This is a genomic window from Candidatus Halobonum tyrrellensis G22, assembly GCF_000495475.1.
Classification (GTDB): domain Archaea; phylum Halobacteriota; class Halobacteria; order Halobacteriales; family Haloferacaceae; genus Halobonum; species Halobonum tyrrellense.
This window is the reverse complement of record NZ_ASGZ01000029.1, coordinates 1-17,764: the sequence shown is the minus strand read 5'-3', so window position 1 is coordinate 17,764 and position 17,764 is coordinate 1. Positions and strand designations below refer to the sequence as shown.

The window sequence follows — 17,764 nt, the reverse complement described above, 5'->3', positions numbered from 1 at the left end:
CCGCGACGGCTACTGCGGGCTGGGGCTGGAGGGACCGCGGGCGCCGCCTTGGCCCTCGCTCGCCTTCAGCGCGGACCCGGTGATGTTCTTGAGGCGGTCGACCAGCGAGTCCTTCTCGGGCTCGCCTTCGAGCGCCACGTCGAGCACCTCCGAGATGTGCGACACCGGGATGATCTCGATCATCTCCTTGTACTCGTCTTCGATCATCACGTCCTGCTCGTTCGCCTTCGGGATGATGACCCGGTCGCAGCCGGACTTGGCGGCCGCCTCGATCTTGTGGGTGACCCCGCCGACCGGGAGCACGTCACCCCGCACGGAGAGCGAGCCCGTCATCGCGAGGCTCTGGTCGACGCCCATCCCCTCTAGGGCGGAGATGACCGCCGTCGCCACCGTGATCGACGCCGAGTCGCCGTCGACGCCCTGCTGGCCCGCCTGGACGAACTGGATGTGGATGTCCTGGTTCGAGATGTCCTCGTCGGAGAACTTCTTGATGATCGCCGAGACGTTCTTCACCGACTCCTCGGCCATCTCCTGGAGCTTCCCGGTGGCGATCACCTGCCCGCCCATCCCCTGGGAGGGCGTGATCTCCGCCATGACCGGGAGCATGATCCCCGAGTCCTCGCCCATCACGGCGAGACCGTTGACGCGGCCGACCTGGTAGCCGTCCGAGACGTGGAGCTCGTAGTCCTTCCGGCGCTCGATGTAGTCGTCCGCGAGCTGCTGTTCGATCGACCGGCTCCGGCCCTTCGCCTGGAGCACGTGCTCGCGGGTGACCATCTCGGCGTCCTCGCCGCGAGCGATGTCGCCCGAGACGCGGACCAGCCCGCCGAGGTTCCGGAGTTCGAGCGTGAGGTGACCCTTCCGACCCGCGCGCCGCCGCGCTTCGAGGATGACCTCCTCGACCGCCTCGCGGTCGAACTGCGGGAGCCGCCCGTCCTTGGCGACCTCCTGGGCGACGAACCGGGCGTACTTCCGGCGCATCTCCGGGGTGTCGTCGAGGGTGTCGTCCATGTACACCTCGTAGCCGTACCCCTTGATCCGCGAGCGGAGCGCGGGGTGCATGTTCTCCATCGCGTCGAGGTTCCCCGCCGCGACCATCACGAAGTCCGTCGGGACGGGCTCCGTCTGGACCATCGCACCCGAGGAGCGCTCGGACTGGCCGGTGATGCCGAACTCCCCCTCCTGGATCGCGGTCATCAGCTTCTGCTGTGACCGGATGTCGAGGGTGTTGATCTCGTCGAGGAACAGCACGCCCTTGTTCGAGGTGTGGATCGCGCCCGCCTCGACGCGGTCGTGGCTGGGCGTCTCCATCCCGCCCGACTGGAACGGGTCGTGCCGGACGTCGCCGAGCAGCGCACCCGCGTGCGCGCCGGTGGCGTCCTCGAACGGCGCGGACTTGGTGTCCGCGTTGTTCACGAGGAGGTTCGGGATCATCGCGTCGGAGCCGCGCGAACCGTAGCGGAACGCGAGGTAGATGACCCCGGCCGCGAGGATCCCCAGGAGGATGTTCCCGTGGACGAGGAACGCGTAGCCGAGCACCACCGCGATGATGATCCACATGAGGAAGCTCCGCATCTGGTTGCGCTTGCGCGCCTCCTCCTTGTGGGCCTCGACGATCTGTTCGCCCTTCCCCGCGGGGACGGTGCGAACCTTCGGGTTGTTGCCGTCGTCGGGGTTGTGGTAGACCAGGACGTCCTGAAGCTCCTCCTTCGGGAGGAGTTCGGACATCGCCTTCGCGAGCATCGACTTACCCGTCCCGGGCGAGCCGATCATCATCACGTGGCGGCGCTGTTTGGCCGCCTTCATCACCACGTCGCGGGCGTGTTCCTGCCCGATGACCTGGTCGACGAGTCGTTCGGGGACGTCGATCTCGTCCGTCGAGTCGATCTGGAGGCCGCCGAGGAGGTCGTCCTCGGCGTTCTCCTCGTCGATCTCGGCGTCGATCTCCACGTCGCTCCCGAGGTCGTCGATGTCGGCGTCCTGGTCCGACGGCTCGTTGGACGTGCCGACGGTCCCCCCGCCCGCAGTACCGTTTGACTCGGGGTCGTCGACGACGGTGTACTCCCGCTCCTCGTCGGAGCGATCGGAGCCGTCGCGACGACTGTCGTTCGGATCGTTGCTCATAGAATCGTTACTACCAGAATTGACGGCCCAGGAACTGATATACTTTCTCCCCCGTCGCGCCGCCGCCGCCCGAGCAGAGACCCCGCGTAGACCGCTCGTATCCCGCCGTTCTGGCGGTCTACGGCGTCCCGCCGTGCTTATAAACTGTCGGTCGAATACTCCGCACATGCGGGGGTTCTACATCGGGCGGTTCCAGCCGTACCACGACGGCCACCACCACATGGTCGAAGAGATAGCGTCGGAGGTGGACGAACTCGTCTTGGGGGTCGGCTCGGCGGGCGACTCACACACCAAACACGACCCGTTCACCGCCGGCGAGCGGCTGATGATGGTGAACAACGCCGTCGCCGACATCGACGTGCCGACGTACGTCGTCCCCATCGAGGACCTCGAACGCAACTCGGTGTGGGTCAGCCACGTCCAGTCGATGTGTCCCAAGTTCGACGTCGCCTACTCGAACAACCCGCTCGTGATCCAACTGTTCTCGGAGGCGGGCGTGCAGGTGCGGCAGTCGCCCATGTTCCGCCGCGAGGAGTTGGAGGGGGCGGAACTCCGCGAGCGGATGGTCGCGGGCGACGCCTGGCGCGACCTGGTGCCCGACGCCGTCGTCGAGGTCATCGAGGAGGTCGACGGCGTCGAGCGCATCGGCCGGGTCGCCGACACGGACGCCAACGGCGACGACGACGCGGGCGCGACGACCGGAACCGCCCCCGACCCCGAGTGAGGGAGGTCGAGCCGCGATGATCACCCTCGCGTCCGACTTCGGCTCGCCGTACCCCGCCGCGATGAAGGGCGTCCTGCTGTCGCGGGCGGACGACCCCCGCCTCGTCGACGTGGCGCACGACCTGCCGCGTGGCGACCCCCGCTCGGCCGCGTTCTGGCTCCGGTTCGTCCTCCCCGAGTTCCCCCCGGCGGTCCACCTCGCCGTGGTCGACCCCGGCGTCGGCACCGACCGCGCCGCGGTCGCCGTCCGCGCGGGCGACCACGCGCTCGTCGGCCCGGACAACGGCTCGCTCGTCCCGCCCGCGCGGGCGCTCGCGGAGGCGAGCGCGGACGCCGGAGCGGACCCCGAAATCGAGGTGTTCGCGGTCCGGACGGACGACCCCCGGTCGAGCACGTTCCACGGCCGCGACGTGTTCGCGCCGGCCGCCGCCGCGGTCCACGAGGCGGGCGTCGAGCGGATGGACGCGCTCGACTCGCTCGACCCCGTCGACGAGTACGAGTCGGTCCTGTTCTCCGACGCGCGCGTCGAGACGGGCCGGGCGGTCGGCGAGGTGCTCGTCGTCGACGACTTCGGCAACGCGGTGACGAACGTCCCCGGGTCGTTCCTCGACGGCCACCGCGGCGGGTCGGTGACGGTGCGCACCTCCGGCGGCGAGGCGTCCGTCCCCGTCGTCGAGACGTTCGCGGACGCCCCCGCGGGCGACCCGCTGGTGACCGTCGGCAGCCACGGCTACGTGGAGTGTGACGTCAACCGGGGGCGCGGCGACGAGGCGTTCGACCTCGCGCCCGGCCGGTCGGTCGTCCTCTCGTTCGACGAGGAGGAGACGCAGTTGCTGCCGACGTGAGCGCCGCGACCGACGCGGTGGCGGCGACGAACGTCGTCGGCCTGGTGGCGTTCGCCGTCGCGGGCACGCTGAAGGGCTCGGACGCCGGTCTCGACTCGTTCGGCGTCGCGGTGCTCGGCACGCTGACGGCGCTCGGCGGCGGGATCGTACGGGACGTCCTCGTCGGCCGCGTCCCGGCGGCGCTCCGGTCGACCGGCGACGTCGTCGTGGTCGTCGTGGGTGTCGCGGTCGGGTTCGGACTCGCGCGCCGGGTCGACGGGCGGGTCCGCGACCGGGCGGCGTTCCTGCTGGCCGACGCCGCGGGTCTCGCGGCGTTCGCCGCGACGGGTGCGGCCGTCGGGGTCGAGGCGGGCCTCTCGCCGTTCGGCGTGGTCGTGACGGCGACGCTGACCGGTGTGGGCGGGGGGAGCCTCTCGGACCTCCTGCTCACGCGGGTGCCGGTCGTCCTCCGCGAGGACTTCTACGCGACGCCGGCCGCCCTCGGCGGCGTCGCCGTCGCGGTCGGGGACGCCCTCGGACTCCCGGCGGCGCTCGTGACGCTGTCGTGTGCGGCGGGCGTGTTCACGCTCCGCCTGCTCGCGGTCCGACGGGAGTGGCGGCTGCCGTCGCCGTGACCCCCGCCGTCGCCGCCGCTCGGCGGTGACGCGGAGACGCGGACGGAAAAACGGACCCCCGGGAGTCGCGACGGACCGCTCAGTTCGCGGCGATCACGTCGTCGATGCGGAGGGTCACTGTCGCCGCCGCGCGTTCGCCGGCTGTCGTCCGCGAGACTGGAGAGGGGGTGCCGCATGTACGCCCCGATACTCGAAGGGGGAGACGGTCGCCGCTCTGTGTGATCGTGTCTCCCGTAATCGTCCGAAAACTGCTACGAAGTGGGGTGGGACGGCGGTTCACACCGATCGGGGTGGAGCGCGTCCGAGGGGTCGCTACCGCCGGTCGTACGTCGCCACCGCGCGGTCGGTGCGCGTGCTCAGCCCGTTGGGGTTCCGGGTGGACGACCGGTCGCGCACCCGCGCGGCCAGGCCGTCTGCGACCCCCCGAACCGTCCCGAGGCCCACGTCCCGGCCGTTGGCGGCCCACGCCGTCGGGGTGACCGTCCCGTCGAACACCCCGCGGAGGGTGTCGCGCGCGTCGCCGACCGCGTGCGAGAGCGTCCGGCGGACCACCGTGGGGCGGACGCCGTAGTTCTTCACCAGTCGGTAGGCGAGCGCGCGGTACTTCCAGTCCCACCGCCGGCGCTCGCGCCCGCCGTCGGCCGCCGGGTCGACGTCGCGGCGCGCCGCCATCTCGGGCAGCCAGGTCACGTCGACGTCCATCCCCGCGAGGCGGTGGGCGGTGTCGCGCGCGCCGCCGGTTTCGAGGTACTCGTCGAAGCCGTCGAGCGACTCCAGGACGTGCGAGCGGAACGCGACGTTCCGGCCGTTGAAGTACGTCACCTCGCGGTCGGCGATGGTGCGGCGTTCGGCCTCCTCGCTGGTCGCCCCGCCCCGAACCGTCCGGCGGAGCGGGCCGGTCACCACCTCCGCGCCCGCGGCGAGCGACTCGCGGGCGGCCGCGAGCCACCCCTCCTCGACGCGGTGGTCGTACCCCAACAGGGCGACGGCGTCGCCGGCCGCGGCGTCGATGCCGGCGTTGCGCGCGACGTTGACGTTGCGCGCGGATATCTCCACGAGCACGTCGACGTCGTCGCGGTCGCGGATCATGCCGGTGGTGCCGTCGGCCGAGGGTCCGTTGACGACGACCACCTCGGCGTCCGGGGCGTGCCCGGCGAGCGAGTCCAGACTCGCCGCCAACCGGTCCCGTCCGTTGAGGGTTGGGACCACCACCGTGAACTCCATACCCGTCGGTAGACCGTCGAGAACTTAAATGAGGGGATTCCCGCCGTTCGGCCGGGCTTGCACGGCGCAACCCGGTCTCGGACGATCGGCCGGTCAGACGTTCAGGTAGTAGACCTGCTTGCGCGCGTCCTTGAACGAGTAGCGCGAGCCGACCAGCCCGCACTCCTCCAGGCGATTCAGCGCGTACCGTACCGTCCGGTCGGGGAGCAGCGACTCCTCGGCGAGTTGTCCCTGCGAGAGGGGGGCGTCCCCCTCCAGTACCTTGGCGACGAGTTTCGCGCTCGGGGGGAGTTCGCGGAGGCGCTCGCGGTACTCCGACTCCGACAGCAGGTCCGCGCCGTCCGCGTCCGCAGTACTAGTGCTCATACGTCCAGCGAACCCGAGGTCAATGGTAAAGGTTACCTCGATACAGAGGGGTGCCGAGCATATTATATATACACCTAATATGCTCCCCGGCGGGAACGTGAAGTGCGCGCCCGTCGGTGGTCCGGTGTGATTCCCGAGTCCTACCGCGGCATCTTCGAGTCCGAGGCGTTCGCCCAGTTCGCGACCGTCATGCCCGACGGCGGCCCGCACGTCACCCCCGTGTGGGTCGACCACGAGGACGGCGAGTACGTGCTCGTCAACACCGCCCGCGGGCGGCAGAAGGAGCGCAACGTCGCCCGGAACCCGAAGGTCGGCATCTCGGTGCTCGACCCCGACGACCCCTACCGGTACGTCTCGGTGCGCGGCGAGGCCGAACTGACCGAGGAGGGCGCGGACGAACACATCGACGAACTCGCGCGGCGGTACCTGGACGTCGACGAGTACCCCGGCCGCGACGAGGAGACGGGCGCGCGCGTCGTCGTCCGGATCCCCGCCGACCACGTCGTCACGAGCGAGTGAGGTAAGGTGGTGGTGCGGTGAGGCGGGCGGGTGAAGCGAGGTGGAGGGGCGGCGAGGCGAGCGGGGCGACCCCCGGCGCGTCTCACTCCCGGTCGAGGACCGCCGCCATCCGCTCGGTCTCGCGGCGGCGCGTCGCGGCGACGAGCGCCCCCCGGTCGACCGGGACGCCGTCGACCGTGACCGCGGCCCCGCCGGAGAACGTCGCCGAGACGAGCGCCCCGCGGAGGCGGTACACCGCGCGGTCGCCCGCGGCGACCTCCCCCGCGGCGGTCCAGTCGGCCGCCGTCGTGTCCTCGACTGTCCCGTCGGCGGCTTCGAGCGTCGCACCCGTGGCGGCGACGAGCCGGTAGGCGGCCGGGTCCCCGTCGGCGACGATGGCGATTCGGGCCGGGTCGCGGCGGTCGTCGTCCGCGCGGTCGGCGAGCAGCGCGGCCCACGTCGCCGCGTCCGTCCGGGTGGAGACGTTCCGGCGGACGAGCCGCGGGTTGACGGTCGGGGGTTCGCCCGGCACGTGCCGGTTCGACACCTCGACGACCGCCGGCTGGCCGCCGACGCCGACGTGACAGTCCATCAGCGTGCAGTTGCCGTCGGTGACGCGGACGCCGTCGCGGTCGTCGTCGAACGTCACGAGCGTCCGTCGGGCGGCGACGTCGCGGCCGGCCGCGGTCACCGCGGCGGCGGCCGACCCGCTCCCCGAGAGCCGGACGGTGTCGAGCGCGAGGTCGTACGGCGGGTCGGGCGGTCGGTGTCGCCGGGAGCCGGGACCGACCGTGCTGGGTCGCTTCGCCTCGATAGCCGGGGAGGGGCCTCCCCGTACGTCGATGATCGTCCCCTCGCGGACCGAGAGCGCGCCCGCGTTCGGGCGGACGATCACCGCCGCGCGGGTGGTCGGCGCGTCCCGGACGACGAGCGTGGAGTCGGCGACCCGCACCCGGCCGGGCGCGTCGAGCGCCGCCTGTTTGGCCTCGACCCAGACGCCGCGGAGGTAGAAGTCGTCCGCCTCGAACCGGGATTCCCGCGGCCCGGTGTAGCGCTCGACGTCGATGCCGACGGTCGTGTTGCGCATCTCGCAGCCGTCCGAGCCGAACCGGACCGAGGCGACGTTGTTGTTCCAGAACGCCGAGTCCTCGACGACGATCCGGCCCGCCGCGGCCGACCCGTACACGCCGTTGTTGCCGAACTCGCTCACCCGGCAGTTCCGGACGCGGAGCGTCCCGACGTGCTCGGGACCGACCCACATGAACGCCCGGCCGTTACCGTTCTTGTAGCGCGCCCACCCCGACCCACGCAGCGCCGTGACGTTCCGGACGGTTCCCTCGCCCTGCGGGTCCGTCACGTGCAGACTGAAGCAGTTCGTGACCGACCAGTTCGGGTGCGTGCCGCGGCCGCGGAACGTCACGTCCGTCACGTCGAACGAGTCCGCCTTGACGCGCATCCCCGTCACGCCGCCCGAGACGTCGACGTCTATCCCCTCGAAGGCGAAGTAGTCGCAGTTCACGCTGGCGAGGAACTCGTTGTGTCCCTCCGGCGGGCGCAACACGGGGGAGGCGTCGGGCGCCGCGCGGAAGCGGAGCGCCCCCGACTCGGTGGTCGCCCGGCCGGTGAACGCGAACGCGCCGTCCGGGAGGACCACCTCCGTGTTCGGGCCGATGCGGTCGTCGTCCAGCCGGAGGGGGACCGACCCGTCGGGGGTCGCGCCGAGGTGGTCGACGGCGTCGAGCGTCGTGTCGTACGTCGGACTGCTCATGAGGGGACGGGGCGTCGGCGTGCGTCTCGCGGGAGGGCGAGCGGTGCTGGGACCATCACGGGATCACTTGGCGGAAGCGTCGGAGCCATATGGGTTTTCTGCCGGCCCGCTCGCGACGGCGGCCCGCGGCGGCGGCGCGTGCGGGGCTATTCCAGCACGGTTTTACCCCTCGGGTGAGGACTCCGTGACAGTCGTGAAAGGGCAGGAGTGGTACCAGGCCGACGCGGTGGCCGAAGAGTACGACGCCAAGCGGTTCTCGAAGGGCGGCCGCCTCATCGACCGGCGCGAGAAGGAGGCGGTGTTGAACGCGCTCGGTCCCGTAGAGGGCGACGACGTGCTCGAGATCGCCTGCGGGACCGGCCGGTTCACCGCCCTGCTCGCCGAGCGCGGTGCCGACATCGTCGGACTCGACATCTCCGAGGCGATGCTCGCACAGGGACGCGAGAAGGCCCGCCGCGCGGGCGTCGGCGAGCGGATCGAGTTCATCCGGGGCGACGCCGCGCGGCTCCCGTTCCCGGACGACCACTTCGACACCGTCTTCGCCATGCGCTTTTTCCACCTCGCGGAGACGCCCGCGAAGTTCCTCGCCGAGATGGCGCGCGTCTCGAAGCGGACCGTCTTCTTCGACACGTTCAACGACGGGTCGCTCCGGGTGCTGTACAACTGGGCGCTCCCGATGGGGTCGCACCTCTACTCCCGCGGCGACGTCGAACGGCTGGTCCGCGACGCGGGTCTCGGTCTCGCGGAGGAGGCGCACGACTTCGTCTTCCCGTACGGCTTCTACCGGGAGATACCCAACGCCGTCGCCGACCCGATCCGCGACGTCGACACCACCATCGGCGACAACCCGGTGGGCCGCCGGCTGGCCTCGGTCTCCTACTGGACCGCCGAGGTGTAGCGGCGGCGCGACGGCTCACGGCCGCCAAGCCGGGTCGTCGCCCCGCCGCCCGTCGACGGACGCCGCGACGGGTACCGTCACCGCATCCGGAGCGCCAGCGCCGCCGACGGACCGCCGTCCGCACGCACCAGCCGTCGGGCACCGACCGCTCCGGGAGCGTCGCCGTCGCGCCGGTACCGGCGGGCCGGGTTGTGGGCGGAGCGACCGGCGAACCCGTCGGTGTCGCGCGGCTCGAACCGGCGGGAGCGCGGCGGCGTTACAGGTCCTCCTCGATGACCTCGCCGACCGCGAAGTTGGACTTGACCTCCGCCACCTCGATCTTGACCCGCTCGCCCACCTCGGCGCCGGGGACGATGATCACGTAGCCGCGCTCCACGCGGGCGATACCGTCGCCCTGCTTGCCCAGGTCCTCGATCTCGACGTAGCGGATCTCGCCGGGTTCGACCGGCGGCTGCGGCCCGTCGGCCGTCGTCTCCGGGGTTCCCGTGTCCCCGTCGGCGTCGTCGCCCGCGGCTCGGGAGATGAGCGCGACCCGGTAGACGTCGCCGGGGGTCAACCCGCCCGACTCGACCTCCCGGCGGGGCACCTCCAGGACGTACCGGTCGTCCTCTTCTCGCACCTCGGCGCTGAACAGACAGAGGAGTTCGTCGGAGATTTCCACGAATATAGACCTCTATCGACCACGTTTGTGCGGCACCCCGAAATACCTACCGCCGGACCGCCCCGCCCGCCCCCGATCGGCCGCTTTCGCGCCGGCTCACTCGCCGCCGGTCGCGTCGACGGCCGTCCCGTCGGGGCGCTTCGCCCCCTCGGAGTCGTGGACGACGACCTCCCCCGGTCCCGTCTCCACGGGCCGGTAGGCGTCGCGGACGCCGACGGCCTCCTCCAGTTCCCGGACCGCGCGCTCCTTGAGCGCCCGCGCGAGTTCCTCCGCGTCCTCGCGGGAGATGTCGCGTCCGAGCCCCTCACACTCGTGGGCGCGGACCATCCCCGCGTCGTCGGCCTCGCCGTCCTCCCGTTGGCCCGCCAGGGCGACGCTGTCGACCGGTTCGCCCATCGGCTGGCTCGTCCCCTCCAGCGCGACCGAGAAGGGGTACGTCTCGCAGATCAGCGGCCGGTCGTCGTGGACCGTACACGCGCCGACGCCGTCGTCGTCCTCGGCGTAGAAGGCGCAGTCGCCGCAGGCGTCGGTCTGTAACGCCCACTCGAACGTCTCGCCCTCCGGGCCGTCGTCGCCCTCCGTCAGCCCGTACGGCATCGGGCGCGCGACGTCCCGCCACTCTCGTGAGCGATCAGTCGAACGAGAGTTCCGAGGAGCATCGCTCCGAGGTAACTCACGCGAGCCGTCTGGCGAGTGCGAACCGTCGGCCGCGCCTTCGAGCGTCCGCACCTCGTCGGGGAACACCGTCGCGGTGTGGGGTTCGGTCCCGCCGTCGGCGGCCGTCTCCCCCGTACAGCAGGCGCCACACCGGGTGCACTCGAACCCCATCGACTCGACGGCGTCGGCCACCGCCCCCACGTCGAGGTCGCGTGCGCGTTCGAGTTCGGCTTCGAGCGACTCCATAGTGGCCCGTCGGCGACCCACGGCCAAAACCGCTCGGGTCCGTCTCGATAGACGGACCGGGGCGTACAGGCCCCGACGGACCCGTACTTCGGGTCCGCCGCCGGCGGTATGATCGCTCCCGACGGCTCAATAGCCGCACCCACGCCTCTTAGCGACGGTTAAGTCCCCGCGGGGGAGTGACGTACTCGATGTCGGCAGGCCCCGACTCCCGGACCGGGAGCACACCAGCGCCCGACGCCAGCCGCCCCGCGCCGACCGACCTCCGCGCGACCGTCGTCCGCTACGAGGGCGAACCGGACCGGTGTACCGTCTTCCCGGACGACGCCGACGACGCCGCGATCACGACCCACTGGCTCAGCGCGAACGCGGACTGTTTCGTCCCGCTCGACGACCTCCGGTGAGTCGGTAGTCGGCACGTCGGCGGAGCGGCGGGACCGGGCCGGCCGCACACTCCTCGACCGGACCGGGTCGGTGCGGCGCGTCGCCCGCTCACGCCGGGTCGGCGGACTCCGCGGGGTCGGCGGGCTACGCGAGGTCGACCCGCTCCGCGTCGGCGTCCCACCGCAGGTCCCCATCCCGCACCAGTTTCTCGACGTGCGCGCGGACGGTCGCCCGCGCTAAGTCGCGCACGCCGGTCAGGTCCTTCCCGTACGCCGCCGCGAGCACGCCGTCGAGCGACCGCGCACCCCCCTCGACCGCCGCCAGCACCGCCCGCTCGCGCGTCAGCCGGTGGTCGATCAGTCGCTCGCACGTCGCGCGCGGGTCGTCGACCACGGCTCCGTGTCCCGCGAACAGCCGCGGCGGGTCCCGGGCGTGCAGGCGGCGGAGCGCCGTCAGGTACGCCCGCACGTCGCCGTCGGGCGCGCCGACGACGACGCTCCCCTCGGCGACGGCCACGTCGCCACAGACCACGCCCGCGTCCGTCTCGAACCCGACGCCGTCGGGCGCGTGCCCCTGCAGATCGAGCGCGGTCGCCGGCCCGACCCGGTCGCCCTCGACGAACGTCCGGTCGGGCGCGACGCCTGTCGCCGCCTCGAACGCGGTCTCGCGGCCACGGCGCGCCCACACCGTCGCCCCAGTCCGCTCGGCGTACGCCGCGACCGCGCCCACGTGGTCCGGGTGGGTGTGAGTGACGGCGACGTGGTCGACGCCGGGGTCCGCGTCGTCGACCGCCGCGTCGAGGTCGTCGCTCCGGGCGGGCGGGTCGACCAAGAGCGTCGTCCCGCCCGCGACGAGGTAGGCGTTCGTCCGGCCGTCGGGCGCGCGCGTCTCGACGGGCACCGGCACCCGCTCGACGCGCACGTCCGCGGTCGCAGCGGCGGGCGCGTTCCCGCTCACGGGTCGACCCGCCCCGGTTCCGCGTCGGTGTCGTCCGCACCGGGCGCGTCGACGCCCGCGGCGGCGACCCCCGAGAGGTCGGTCCCCGCCACCTCGCTCGCCGCGGCGGCGTCCGCGTACGGCCGGTTCACCACGAGGTCGCCCGCCGTCCCCCTCCCGATCCCCGGGATGGCCGTGAGTTCGTCCATCGACGCCGCGTTCACGTCGAGCGGGTACGGCACCGCGGTCACCGACCGGTAGCCCCAGTCGACCACCGCCACGTCCAGCGTCCGCCCCAGGTCCCGCTCGCCGGGGATGCCGACGAGGATGGGGTAGGTGCCGAGCTGCCGGCCGAACGTCGTCCCCTCGTCGTGGTACTCCAGGTGGACGTCCGGCAGGACGGTGCCGCGGGGCATCACGCGTTCGAGCATCGGCCGGTCGACCGTCTCGCGCACCTCGCGTTTGTACTGCTGGAACTGCGTCTTGTGCTCCTTCGCGAGCTTCGCCCCCGTCTCCGCCATCTCGGTTCCCTCGAACGCCATCACCTGCCGGATGTTCACCCGGCGGAGCAACAGCCCCTCGTCGAGCACGCTGTCGAGGAACGCGCGGTTGTGTTCGAACGTCTCCTCCGTCTCGCCCGTCAGCCCGTGGACGAAGTTGATCCCCGGGAGGAGTTTCGGCAGGCGGCGGGCGGCGTCGTCGCCGTACGTCGGCGCGGCCGCGCGGTCCTCGCCGGGCCGCCAGCCCGCCGCCTCGTTGACGACGCGGACGGCGTCGAGACACTCGTCGGCGCTCACGAGCAGGTTGTTCCGCTCTCTCACCTCGGGGTCGGCGGATTCGAGCCCGAACGCCGCGGTGTCGCCGGGCGTGTTGTGTGCGGCGATCACCTCGATGGCGGCCCGCGACGCCTCGGGGTAGTCGGTGATCGTGACGGGGTTCATGTTGTCGAGGTGGAGCGTGTCGAGGTCGGGCGCCACCTCGCGGATCCCGGCGTACAACTGTTCGAGCGCGTCCGGATTCGGCGCCTCTCCGTCGCCGCCGAACGCGAGGATGTCGGCCTGCCGGCCGAGCCGGAAGTGGCTCACGCCGTGGTCCGAGAGGGCGTCCACCTCCGACACCACGTCGGGCGCCGTCCGGAAGTCGGGGTCGCCGTACATCGGCTCCGTGCAGAACGAACACCGGTAGGCGCAGCCCCGTGAGGTTTCGAGTTCCGCGATCAGGTACTCCGGGTGGTTGGGGTGCTGTTCGACGACGAACGCGCCCATGCTCGACCACCGCGCCACCTCGTCGTACTCGCGGATGCGGTCGCCGTACCCCTCCAATCCGTTGCGTACCAGGTCGTGGGCGGCCGCCTCCACGTCGCCCATCGAGGCGAAGTCGTAGTCGAGGTCGTCGCGCTCCATCTCCTGTGCGCCCGCGTTCTCCTCGCCGACGCCGAAGCGGACCGGCCCGCCGAGCAGGGTGACGCCGTCGGCGGTCCACGCCAACTTCCGCACCTCGTCGGGTTCGGCGGGCGTGCCGCCGACGTACTTCCCGGGGACGGTCATCCCGCCGACGTACACCATGAGGTCCGCGTCGGCGACGTCCGCCCACTTCCGGCGCTCGTCGCGGAGTTCGTCGATGGTGTGGTAGGTGATCGCAGACTCGGGGACGCCGGCGTCGACGAGCGCGCCCGCGGTGAACCGCGGGTACGTCGAGACGTACGGCGGGACGCCGAAGTGCGCCGGTTCGTCCACGTAGCCGTCGACGATGGTGACCGAGAGGTCGGCGGGGTCTGGCGATGGGGACGACGCTCGGCCGCCGTCGGTCTCCGGCACGGTCATTGTTGTGTCGGGGGAGACGGTCGAGCGGTTAAAGACGTGCGGTCGTGCGTGCGGGGCTGGCCCGACGCGGGGACGGATCCGCGGGGGGACGGGTCAGCGGGGGGGACCGCCCCGGACTCGTCGCCGCGGCCGCCGCCCCGAGCGTCGGTCCGCGCGGTCGACCACGCCCCGGCCACCGGGTCACACACCCACGCTCGTGTTGGTCTGCGAGTTAATAATATCTTTCGCTCCACGGAATTTACAGGGGCGGAGGAGTAACGATCGACGAGGCGACGCGGACGGCGCGCCGGCCGGGAGGCGCCGACCCCACGCCGTTTATGACCCGCGCGGCCCTAGCTCCGGGCATGCCCGCGACGAAAGAGATCAAGTGTACGAGCGGCGACTGCGAACTCGACATGTTCGAGAACCACTACACGTACGACATCGCGGACGACCACTCCGTCTCGGACCTGTCGTGTCCGCTCTGCGGGGGGACCGACTGTCTCGAAGAGATCGAGCTATGAACGGCGACGAGGAACGCGCGGGCGGTGACCGCGACCTCGGCGGCCTCCGAGACGCCGGGCGGTCGGCGGTCAACAGCGTCCTCGACCGGGTGGGTCGGGGCGTGAGCAAGATGCAAGAGCGGACGCCGCTCGCGTACGACCTGCTCGAATCCGACGACGCCTACCTGGTCGTCTTCGACGCGCCGGGCGCGACCGACGCCGACCTCCAGGTCCGCTTCCGCCGCGGCGCGGTCGAGGTCCGCGTCGACCGGTTCCGCGACTTCCACGAGGGGTTCGACACGCGGTTCCCCGGGCGCGGTCTCTCGCTCGACGGCCGGGCCACGCTCCCCGACGGCGCCGCGGTCGACGCCGACGGCGCGACCGCCACCCTCTCCGAACACGGCACGCTCAGCGTCCGCGTCCCCAAGTCGGCGGCGGGGCGCGCGGTCGCCGTCGACGAGGGCGCGTCCGCGTCGGCGTCCGCCGGCGCCGACGCGGCCGAGGAGATCAGTCTCGACGAGGACGCCGACGAGGCCGCCCTCTCGGGGGACGAGAGCGGCGAGACCGACGAGTCCGTGCGCTCGGCGTCGACCGACGGCGACGACGCCGACGACGAGGGAGCGGCCCTCTCCGCCGACGGCGACGACGACGACGAGGAGTAGCGTCGCCGCCCACTTCTGTTACCTGCGGACCGGAGCCGACGCACGCTACGGCGGGTCGTCGTCGAACGCCGGGTCGACCGCCATCCCCTCGCGTATCTCGAACGACTCGTCCCCGTCGAACCGCGCGGGGTCGAACGGACCGATCCCGCCCTCGTCACACAGGTTCCGCGCGAGCGCCTCGCCCGTCGCCGGCGCGCGCATGAACCCGTGGCCGTGCCACCCCGCGGCGACGTACACCCCCGGGCGGAGTTCACCCAACAGCGGGTCGCCGTCCGGCGTCGCGGTACAGACCCCGGCCCACGCGCGGTCAACGGCGGGGTCGTGAGCCGTCCGATGGCGGAGCGTCCCCGAGAGACCGGCGACGAACGCCTCGTCCGCCTCGGGGTCCCACGCCTCGGGGTCGACCGCACCCGGACTCACGCCGTCGCCGCCGAGCAGTCCCGCGGGGTGCGGGCGGGCGTACGCCTCCGCGGAGGCGTCGTACCACATCGGCCCGTCGTACGACCCGCGGCTCACGAGCGCCTGCGCCCGGTACGCCTTCAGCGGCACGTCGACGCCCGCGTCCGCGAGCAGCCGCCCCGTCGACGCGCCCGCCGCGACCGCCACCGCGTCGAACGCCTCGACGCTCGCGTCGGGGTCGTCCGACTCCGAGCGCGGAACGACCCCGGGCGGGTCGACGGAGACGGCGACCGGCGCGTCCTCGCGAATCTCCCCGCCCGCGCGCCGCAGCCGGGTCGCCAGCAGGTCGACGTACGCCGACGGGTCCGCGTGGCCGGCGTTCGACGCCGCCGCCGCCGCGGCCACGTCGTCCGTCCGGAGCGCGGGGAACCGGTCGCCGAGCGCGTCGGCGTCGAGCGTCTCCACCGGTCGCCCCCGCTCGCGCATCCGCCCGGCCGCCCCCTCGATGGCCTCCGCGAGCGTCGGGTCCCCCTCGCGGGCGAGCATCACGTACGGACACGGCTCGAACGCGAACCCGCCCGACCCCGACAGCTCCCGAAAGCGCTCCATCGCGCGGGCGGCCACCCGGGCGTCGACGGCCTCCGCGTACGCGTCGTAGAGGACGCCCGCCGCCCGGCCCGACGCCCCGGCGCCGACCGACGACCGCTCGAAGACGGTCACGTCCACCCCGCGGTCGCGGAGGTCGACTGCGGCGGTCAGTCCCACCGCGCCCCCGCCGACGACCGCCACCCGCTCGGGGCGGCCGTCGGACGGCGACGAGCGAGCGGACGCGTCGGCCGCGTCCGGCGACGCCGAGGGCGGGCCGTCGGGCGGCGTCATCGGTGCGGCTCGGGCGTCAGCGCGTCGAACGGCCGCTCGGAGAGCCAGCCGACGAGCGCGTCGAGTTCGTCCGTCGCCCGCTCGTAGAGCCTCCGCCCGGCCTCGGCGCTCGCCTCGGTCGGGGCGCCCGTCACACCCGACGCCGAGAACTCCGCGGTGTCGAAGCCGACGCTCGCGCCGTGGACGGACTCCCCCCACGAGTCGGCCGCGCCCGCCTCGGCGTCGTCGAGTGCCGCCTCCCGCACCAGGTCGGCGGCGACGTGTCGGACCATGCTCGTCTCCATCGCGTCGCCGTGACCGATCCCCGACCGGTCGAACAGTTCCTCGTCGAGACCGTCGAGGCTCGACCACCAGGTCCACTGGGGCGCGAACGCTACCCCGTCGTCCCTGAGCCGACGGGCCATCCGCGAGAGCGCGTCGCGGTTGCCGCCGTGGCCGTTGGCGACCACCACCTTCCGGACGCCGTGGGCCGCGACGCTCGCGACTATCTCGCCGACGTACGCCTCGAACGTCTCCGGCTCCGCCCAGAGCGTGCCGTCGAACTGGCGGTGGTGCGCGCTCACGCCCACCGGAACCGTCGGAAGCAACACCGCGTCGTCGCGGTCGACGCCGCGCGCGACGGCCTCCGCCGCGAGGAGGTCGGTGCCGAGCGGGAGCGCCGGGCCGTGCTGTTCGACCGCGCCGGTCGGCAACACAGCGACCTCACAGTCGTCGAACAGGTCGCCCACCTCGGTCGTCGTGAGTTCGTGTAGGAGTCGCACACGGGTCGCTCCGCTCGCGCGACCGTAGGTATTCGGGTGACGGCCGACAGCGGCCGAACTGCGGTGGTGCGGTGCGACGAACTGCGGTGGTACGGCGACGACGCGGCGGTAGTGCGGCGACGCGGTACGGTAGGAGGCGACGGCGCGGCGGTCGGGCTACGCGACCCGCGCCAGCCGCCGGTCCATCTCGGCGTCGACCCACGCGGCGAACTCGTCGAGCGGTTCGTCGCGGAACTCGGCGAGTCGGTCGACGTACCCCGAGACGCCGAGGAACGTGACCGCCTCGTACACCGGGCGCCGCCGCTCGAACCCGTCGGGGAGCGACCCGGCCCGCTCGCGGTAGCCGTCGTGAAGCGCCGCGACCAACCGCTCGTCGGCCGCCCCGTCCGCGCCGCCGAGGAGTTGCCGCCGCGCGCGGACGAGTTCGCGCGCCGGGTCGCCGACGTGGACGAGTTCCCAGTCGAGGAGGCCGACTCGCCCGCCGGTGTCGGCGCCGTCGTCCGCGAGGAAGCCGTTCGGGGCCGCCGGGTCGCCGTGGACCAGCGCCGCGGGCGCGTCGTCCAACAGGTCGCGGTTGGCCGCGACGGCGTCCGCCACCGCGTCGAAGTGGTCGTCGAACCGCTCGCTGGTCGCCAGCCCTCGGAGCGTCCCGACCCGGTCGCGGAGCACGTCGGTCCACGGCCCGCGGTCGACGTCGAGACCGTTCGCGCCGCCGCCGACGACGCGTCCGTGGGCGTCGAACCGGTCGGCGTGGACCGCCGCCAGCGCCCGACCGGCCGCGCGGGTCAGGGCCGCCCGCCCCGTCGCGTCCGCCTCC

19 protein-coding genes are annotated in these 17,764 nt (G+C 72.7%); 8 read left to right on the top strand and 11 right to left on the bottom strand.

The window, feature by feature from the left end; translation table 11 throughout:
• Window positions 1-9: 9 nt before the first annotated feature.
• A complete protein-coding gene (lonB, locus tag K933_RS09120; RefSeq protein WP_023394432.1) occupies window positions 10-2,124 on the bottom strand; it encodes an ATP-dependent protease LonB in 2,115 nt (704 codons plus the stop codon).
• A gap of 166 nt (window positions 2,125-2,290) precedes the next feature.
• On the opposite strand from lonB, the gene K933_RS09115 reads away from it, so the two are divergent.
• Genes K933_RS09115 through K933_RS09105 form a run of 3 tightly spaced genes read left to right on the top strand, consistent with a single transcriptional unit; the run spans window position 2,291 to window position 4,306 of the window.
• On the top strand, window positions 2,291-2,848 hold the full coding sequence (locus tag K933_RS09115) for a nicotinamide-nucleotide adenylyltransferase (RefSeq protein ID WP_023394431.1): 558 nt from the start codon (window positions 2,291-2,293) through the stop codon (window positions 2,846-2,848).
• A gap of 16 nt (window positions 2,849-2,864) precedes the next feature.
• Window positions 2,865-3,692 carry an SAM hydrolase/SAM-dependent halogenase family protein gene (locus tag K933_RS09110; protein ID WP_023394430.1) on the top strand — a complete coding sequence of 276 codons (828 nt, stop codon included), beginning with the start codon at window positions 2,865-2,867 and terminating at the stop codon, window positions 3,690-3,692.
• Window positions 3,689-4,306: a trimeric intracellular cation channel family protein gene (locus K933_RS09105; RefSeq protein WP_023394429.1), complete on the top strand. Its 618-nt coding sequence runs from the start codon at window positions 3,689-3,691 to the stop codon at window positions 4,304-4,306. The genes K933_RS09110 and K933_RS09105 overlap by 4 nt, the downstream gene beginning before the upstream one ends.
• A gap of 312 nt (window positions 4,307-4,618) precedes the next feature.
• Here the strand turns inward: K933_RS09105 and K933_RS09100 are convergent, their stop codons facing one another.
• Complete coding sequence (locus K933_RS09100) at window positions 4,619-5,530, bottom strand: glycosyltransferase family 2 protein (RefSeq protein WP_023394428.1); 912 nt, start codon at window positions 5,528-5,530, stop codon at window positions 4,619-4,621.
• A gap of 93 nt (window positions 5,531-5,623) precedes the next feature.
• A complete protein-coding gene (locus K933_RS09095) occupies window positions 5,624-5,896 on the bottom strand; it encodes a helix-turn-helix domain-containing protein (RefSeq protein ID WP_023394427.1) in 273 nt (90 codons plus the stop codon).
• Window positions 5,897-6,022: 126 nt separating this feature from the next.
• Between K933_RS09095 and K933_RS09090 the strand changes: the two genes are divergently transcribed.
• Entirely contained in the window at window positions 6,023-6,415 is a 393-nt protein-coding gene (locus tag K933_RS09090) for a PPOX class F420-dependent oxidoreductase (RefSeq protein ID WP_023394426.1), read from the top strand.
• 82 nt (window positions 6,416-6,497) lie between these two features.
• Here K933_RS09090 and K933_RS18350 read toward each other — a convergent pair whose 3' ends face one another.
• Window positions 6,498-8,162, bottom strand: a complete 1,665-nt coding sequence (locus tag K933_RS18350; protein ID WP_023394425.1) for a hypothetical protein — start codon at window positions 8,160-8,162, stop codon at window positions 6,498-6,500.
• Between the two features lie 193 nt (window positions 8,163-8,355).
• Between K933_RS18350 and K933_RS09080 the strand changes: the two genes are divergently transcribed.
• Window positions 8,356-9,060 carry a class I SAM-dependent methyltransferase gene (locus tag K933_RS09080; RefSeq protein ID WP_023394424.1) on the top strand — a complete coding sequence of 235 codons (705 nt, stop codon included), beginning with the start codon at window positions 8,356-8,358 and terminating at the stop codon, window positions 9,058-9,060.
• Between the two features lie 256 nt (window positions 9,061-9,316).
• On the opposite strand, the gene K933_RS09075 is transcribed toward K933_RS09080, so the two are convergent.
• Both K933_RS09075 and K933_RS09070 read right to left on the bottom strand, forming a co-directional pair.
• Entirely contained in the window at window positions 9,317-9,721 is a 405-nt protein-coding gene (locus K933_RS09075; RefSeq protein ID WP_023394423.1) for a TRAM domain-containing protein, read from the bottom strand.
• 96 nt (window positions 9,722-9,817) lie between these two features.
• Complete coding sequence (locus tag K933_RS09070; protein WP_023394422.1) at window positions 9,818-10,624, bottom strand: YkgJ family cysteine cluster protein; 807 nt, start codon at window positions 10,622-10,624, stop codon at window positions 9,818-9,820.
• 188 nt (window positions 10,625-10,812) lie between these two features.
• Here K933_RS09070 and K933_RS09065 point away from each other — a divergent pair, with 188 nt between their 5' ends.
• Window positions 10,813-11,025, top strand: coding sequence for a DUF7511 domain-containing protein (locus tag K933_RS09065; protein ID WP_152529790.1), 213 nt, complete (start codon window positions 10,813-10,815; stop codon window positions 11,023-11,025).
• Between the two features lie 124 nt (window positions 11,026-11,149).
• On the opposite strand, the gene K933_RS09060 is transcribed toward K933_RS09065, so the two are convergent.
• Window positions 11,150-11,926, bottom strand: a complete 777-nt coding sequence (locus K933_RS09060; RefSeq protein ID WP_049947749.1) for an MBL fold metallo-hydrolase — start codon at window positions 11,924-11,926, stop codon at window positions 11,150-11,152.
• Window positions 11,927-11,958: 32 nt separating this feature from the next.
• A complete protein-coding gene (locus tag K933_RS09055; RefSeq protein ID WP_023394419.1) occupies window positions 11,959-13,764 on the bottom strand; it encodes a radical SAM protein in 1,806 nt (601 codons plus the stop codon).
• 344 nt (window positions 13,765-14,108) lie between these two features.
• Between K933_RS09055 and K933_RS18700 the strand changes: the two genes are divergently transcribed.
• Together K933_RS18700 and K933_RS09050 are read left to right on the top strand one after the other, a co-directional pair.
• Window positions 14,109-14,267, top strand: coding sequence for a DUF7559 family protein (locus K933_RS18700; protein WP_023394418.1), 159 nt, complete (start codon window positions 14,109-14,111; stop codon window positions 14,265-14,267).
• Complete coding sequence (locus tag K933_RS09050; protein WP_023394417.1) at window positions 14,264-14,908, top strand: Hsp20/alpha crystallin family protein; 645 nt, start codon at window positions 14,264-14,266, stop codon at window positions 14,906-14,908. Before K933_RS18700 ends, K933_RS09050 begins: the two co-directional genes overlap by 4 nt.
• A 45-nt stretch (window positions 14,909-14,953) precedes the next feature.
• Here the strand turns inward: K933_RS09050 and K933_RS09045 are convergent, their stop codons facing one another.
• The 3 genes from K933_RS09045 to K933_RS09035 form a co-directional block, all read right to left on the bottom strand.
• Window positions 14,954-16,186, bottom strand: a complete 1,233-nt coding sequence (locus tag K933_RS09045; RefSeq protein WP_023394416.1) for an NAD(P)/FAD-dependent oxidoreductase — start codon at window positions 16,184-16,186, stop codon at window positions 14,954-14,956.
• Complete coding sequence (locus tag K933_RS09040) at window positions 16,183-16,947, bottom strand: creatininase family protein (RefSeq protein ID WP_023394415.1); 765 nt, start codon at window positions 16,945-16,947, stop codon at window positions 16,183-16,185. Before K933_RS09040 ends, K933_RS09045 begins: the two co-directional genes overlap by 4 nt.
• A gap of 156 nt (window positions 16,948-17,103) precedes the next feature.
• A partial coding sequence (locus K933_RS09035; protein WP_023394414.1) for a phosphotransferase family protein occupies window positions 17,104-17,764 on the bottom strand: 661 nt, incomplete at its 5' end.

Bases quoted from the DNA above. Each gene is read 5' to 3' on its own strand.
- K933_RS09045 (WP_023394416.1), bottom strand. From the start codon at position 16,186: ATGACGCCGCCCGACGGCCCGCCCTCGGCGTCGCCGGACGCGGCCGAC.
- K933_RS18350 (WP_023394425.1), bottom strand. From the start codon at position 8,162: ATGAGCAGTCCGACGTACGACACGACGCTCGACGCCGTCGACCACCTC.
- K933_RS18700 (WP_023394418.1), top strand. From the start codon at position 14,109: ATGCCCGCGACGAAAGAGATCAAGTGTACGAGCGGCGACTGCGAACTC.
- K933_RS09110 (WP_023394430.1), top strand. From the start codon at position 2,865: ATGATCACCCTCGCGTCCGACTTCGGCTCGCCGTACCCCGCCGCGATG.
- K933_RS09115 (WP_023394431.1), top strand. From the start codon at position 2,291: ATGCGGGGGTTCTACATCGGGCGGTTCCAGCCGTACCACGACGGCCAC.
- K933_RS09050 (WP_023394417.1), top strand. From the start codon at position 14,264: ATGAACGGCGACGAGGAACGCGCGGGCGGTGACCGCGACCTCGGCGGC.
- K933_RS09095 (WP_023394427.1), bottom strand. From the start codon at position 5,896: ATGAGCACTAGTACTGCGGACGCGGACGGCGCGGACCTGCTGTCGGAG.
- K933_RS09065 (WP_152529790.1), top strand. From the start codon at position 10,813: ATGTCGGCAGGCCCCGACTCCCGGACCGGGAGCACACCAGCGCCCGAC.
- K933_RS09100 (WP_023394428.1), bottom strand. From the start codon at position 5,530: ATGGAGTTCACGGTGGTGGTCCCAACCCTCAACGGACGGGACCGGTTG.
- lonB (WP_023394432.1), bottom strand. From the start codon at position 2,124: ATGAGCAACGATCCGAACGACAGTCGTCGCGACGGCTCCGATCGCTCC.
- K933_RS09055 (WP_023394419.1), bottom strand. From the start codon at position 13,764: ATGACCGTGCCGGAGACCGACGGCGGCCGAGCGTCGTCCCCATCGCCA.
- K933_RS09070 (WP_023394422.1), bottom strand. From the start codon at position 10,624: ATGGAGTCGCTCGAAGCCGAACTCGAACGCGCACGCGACCTCGACGTG.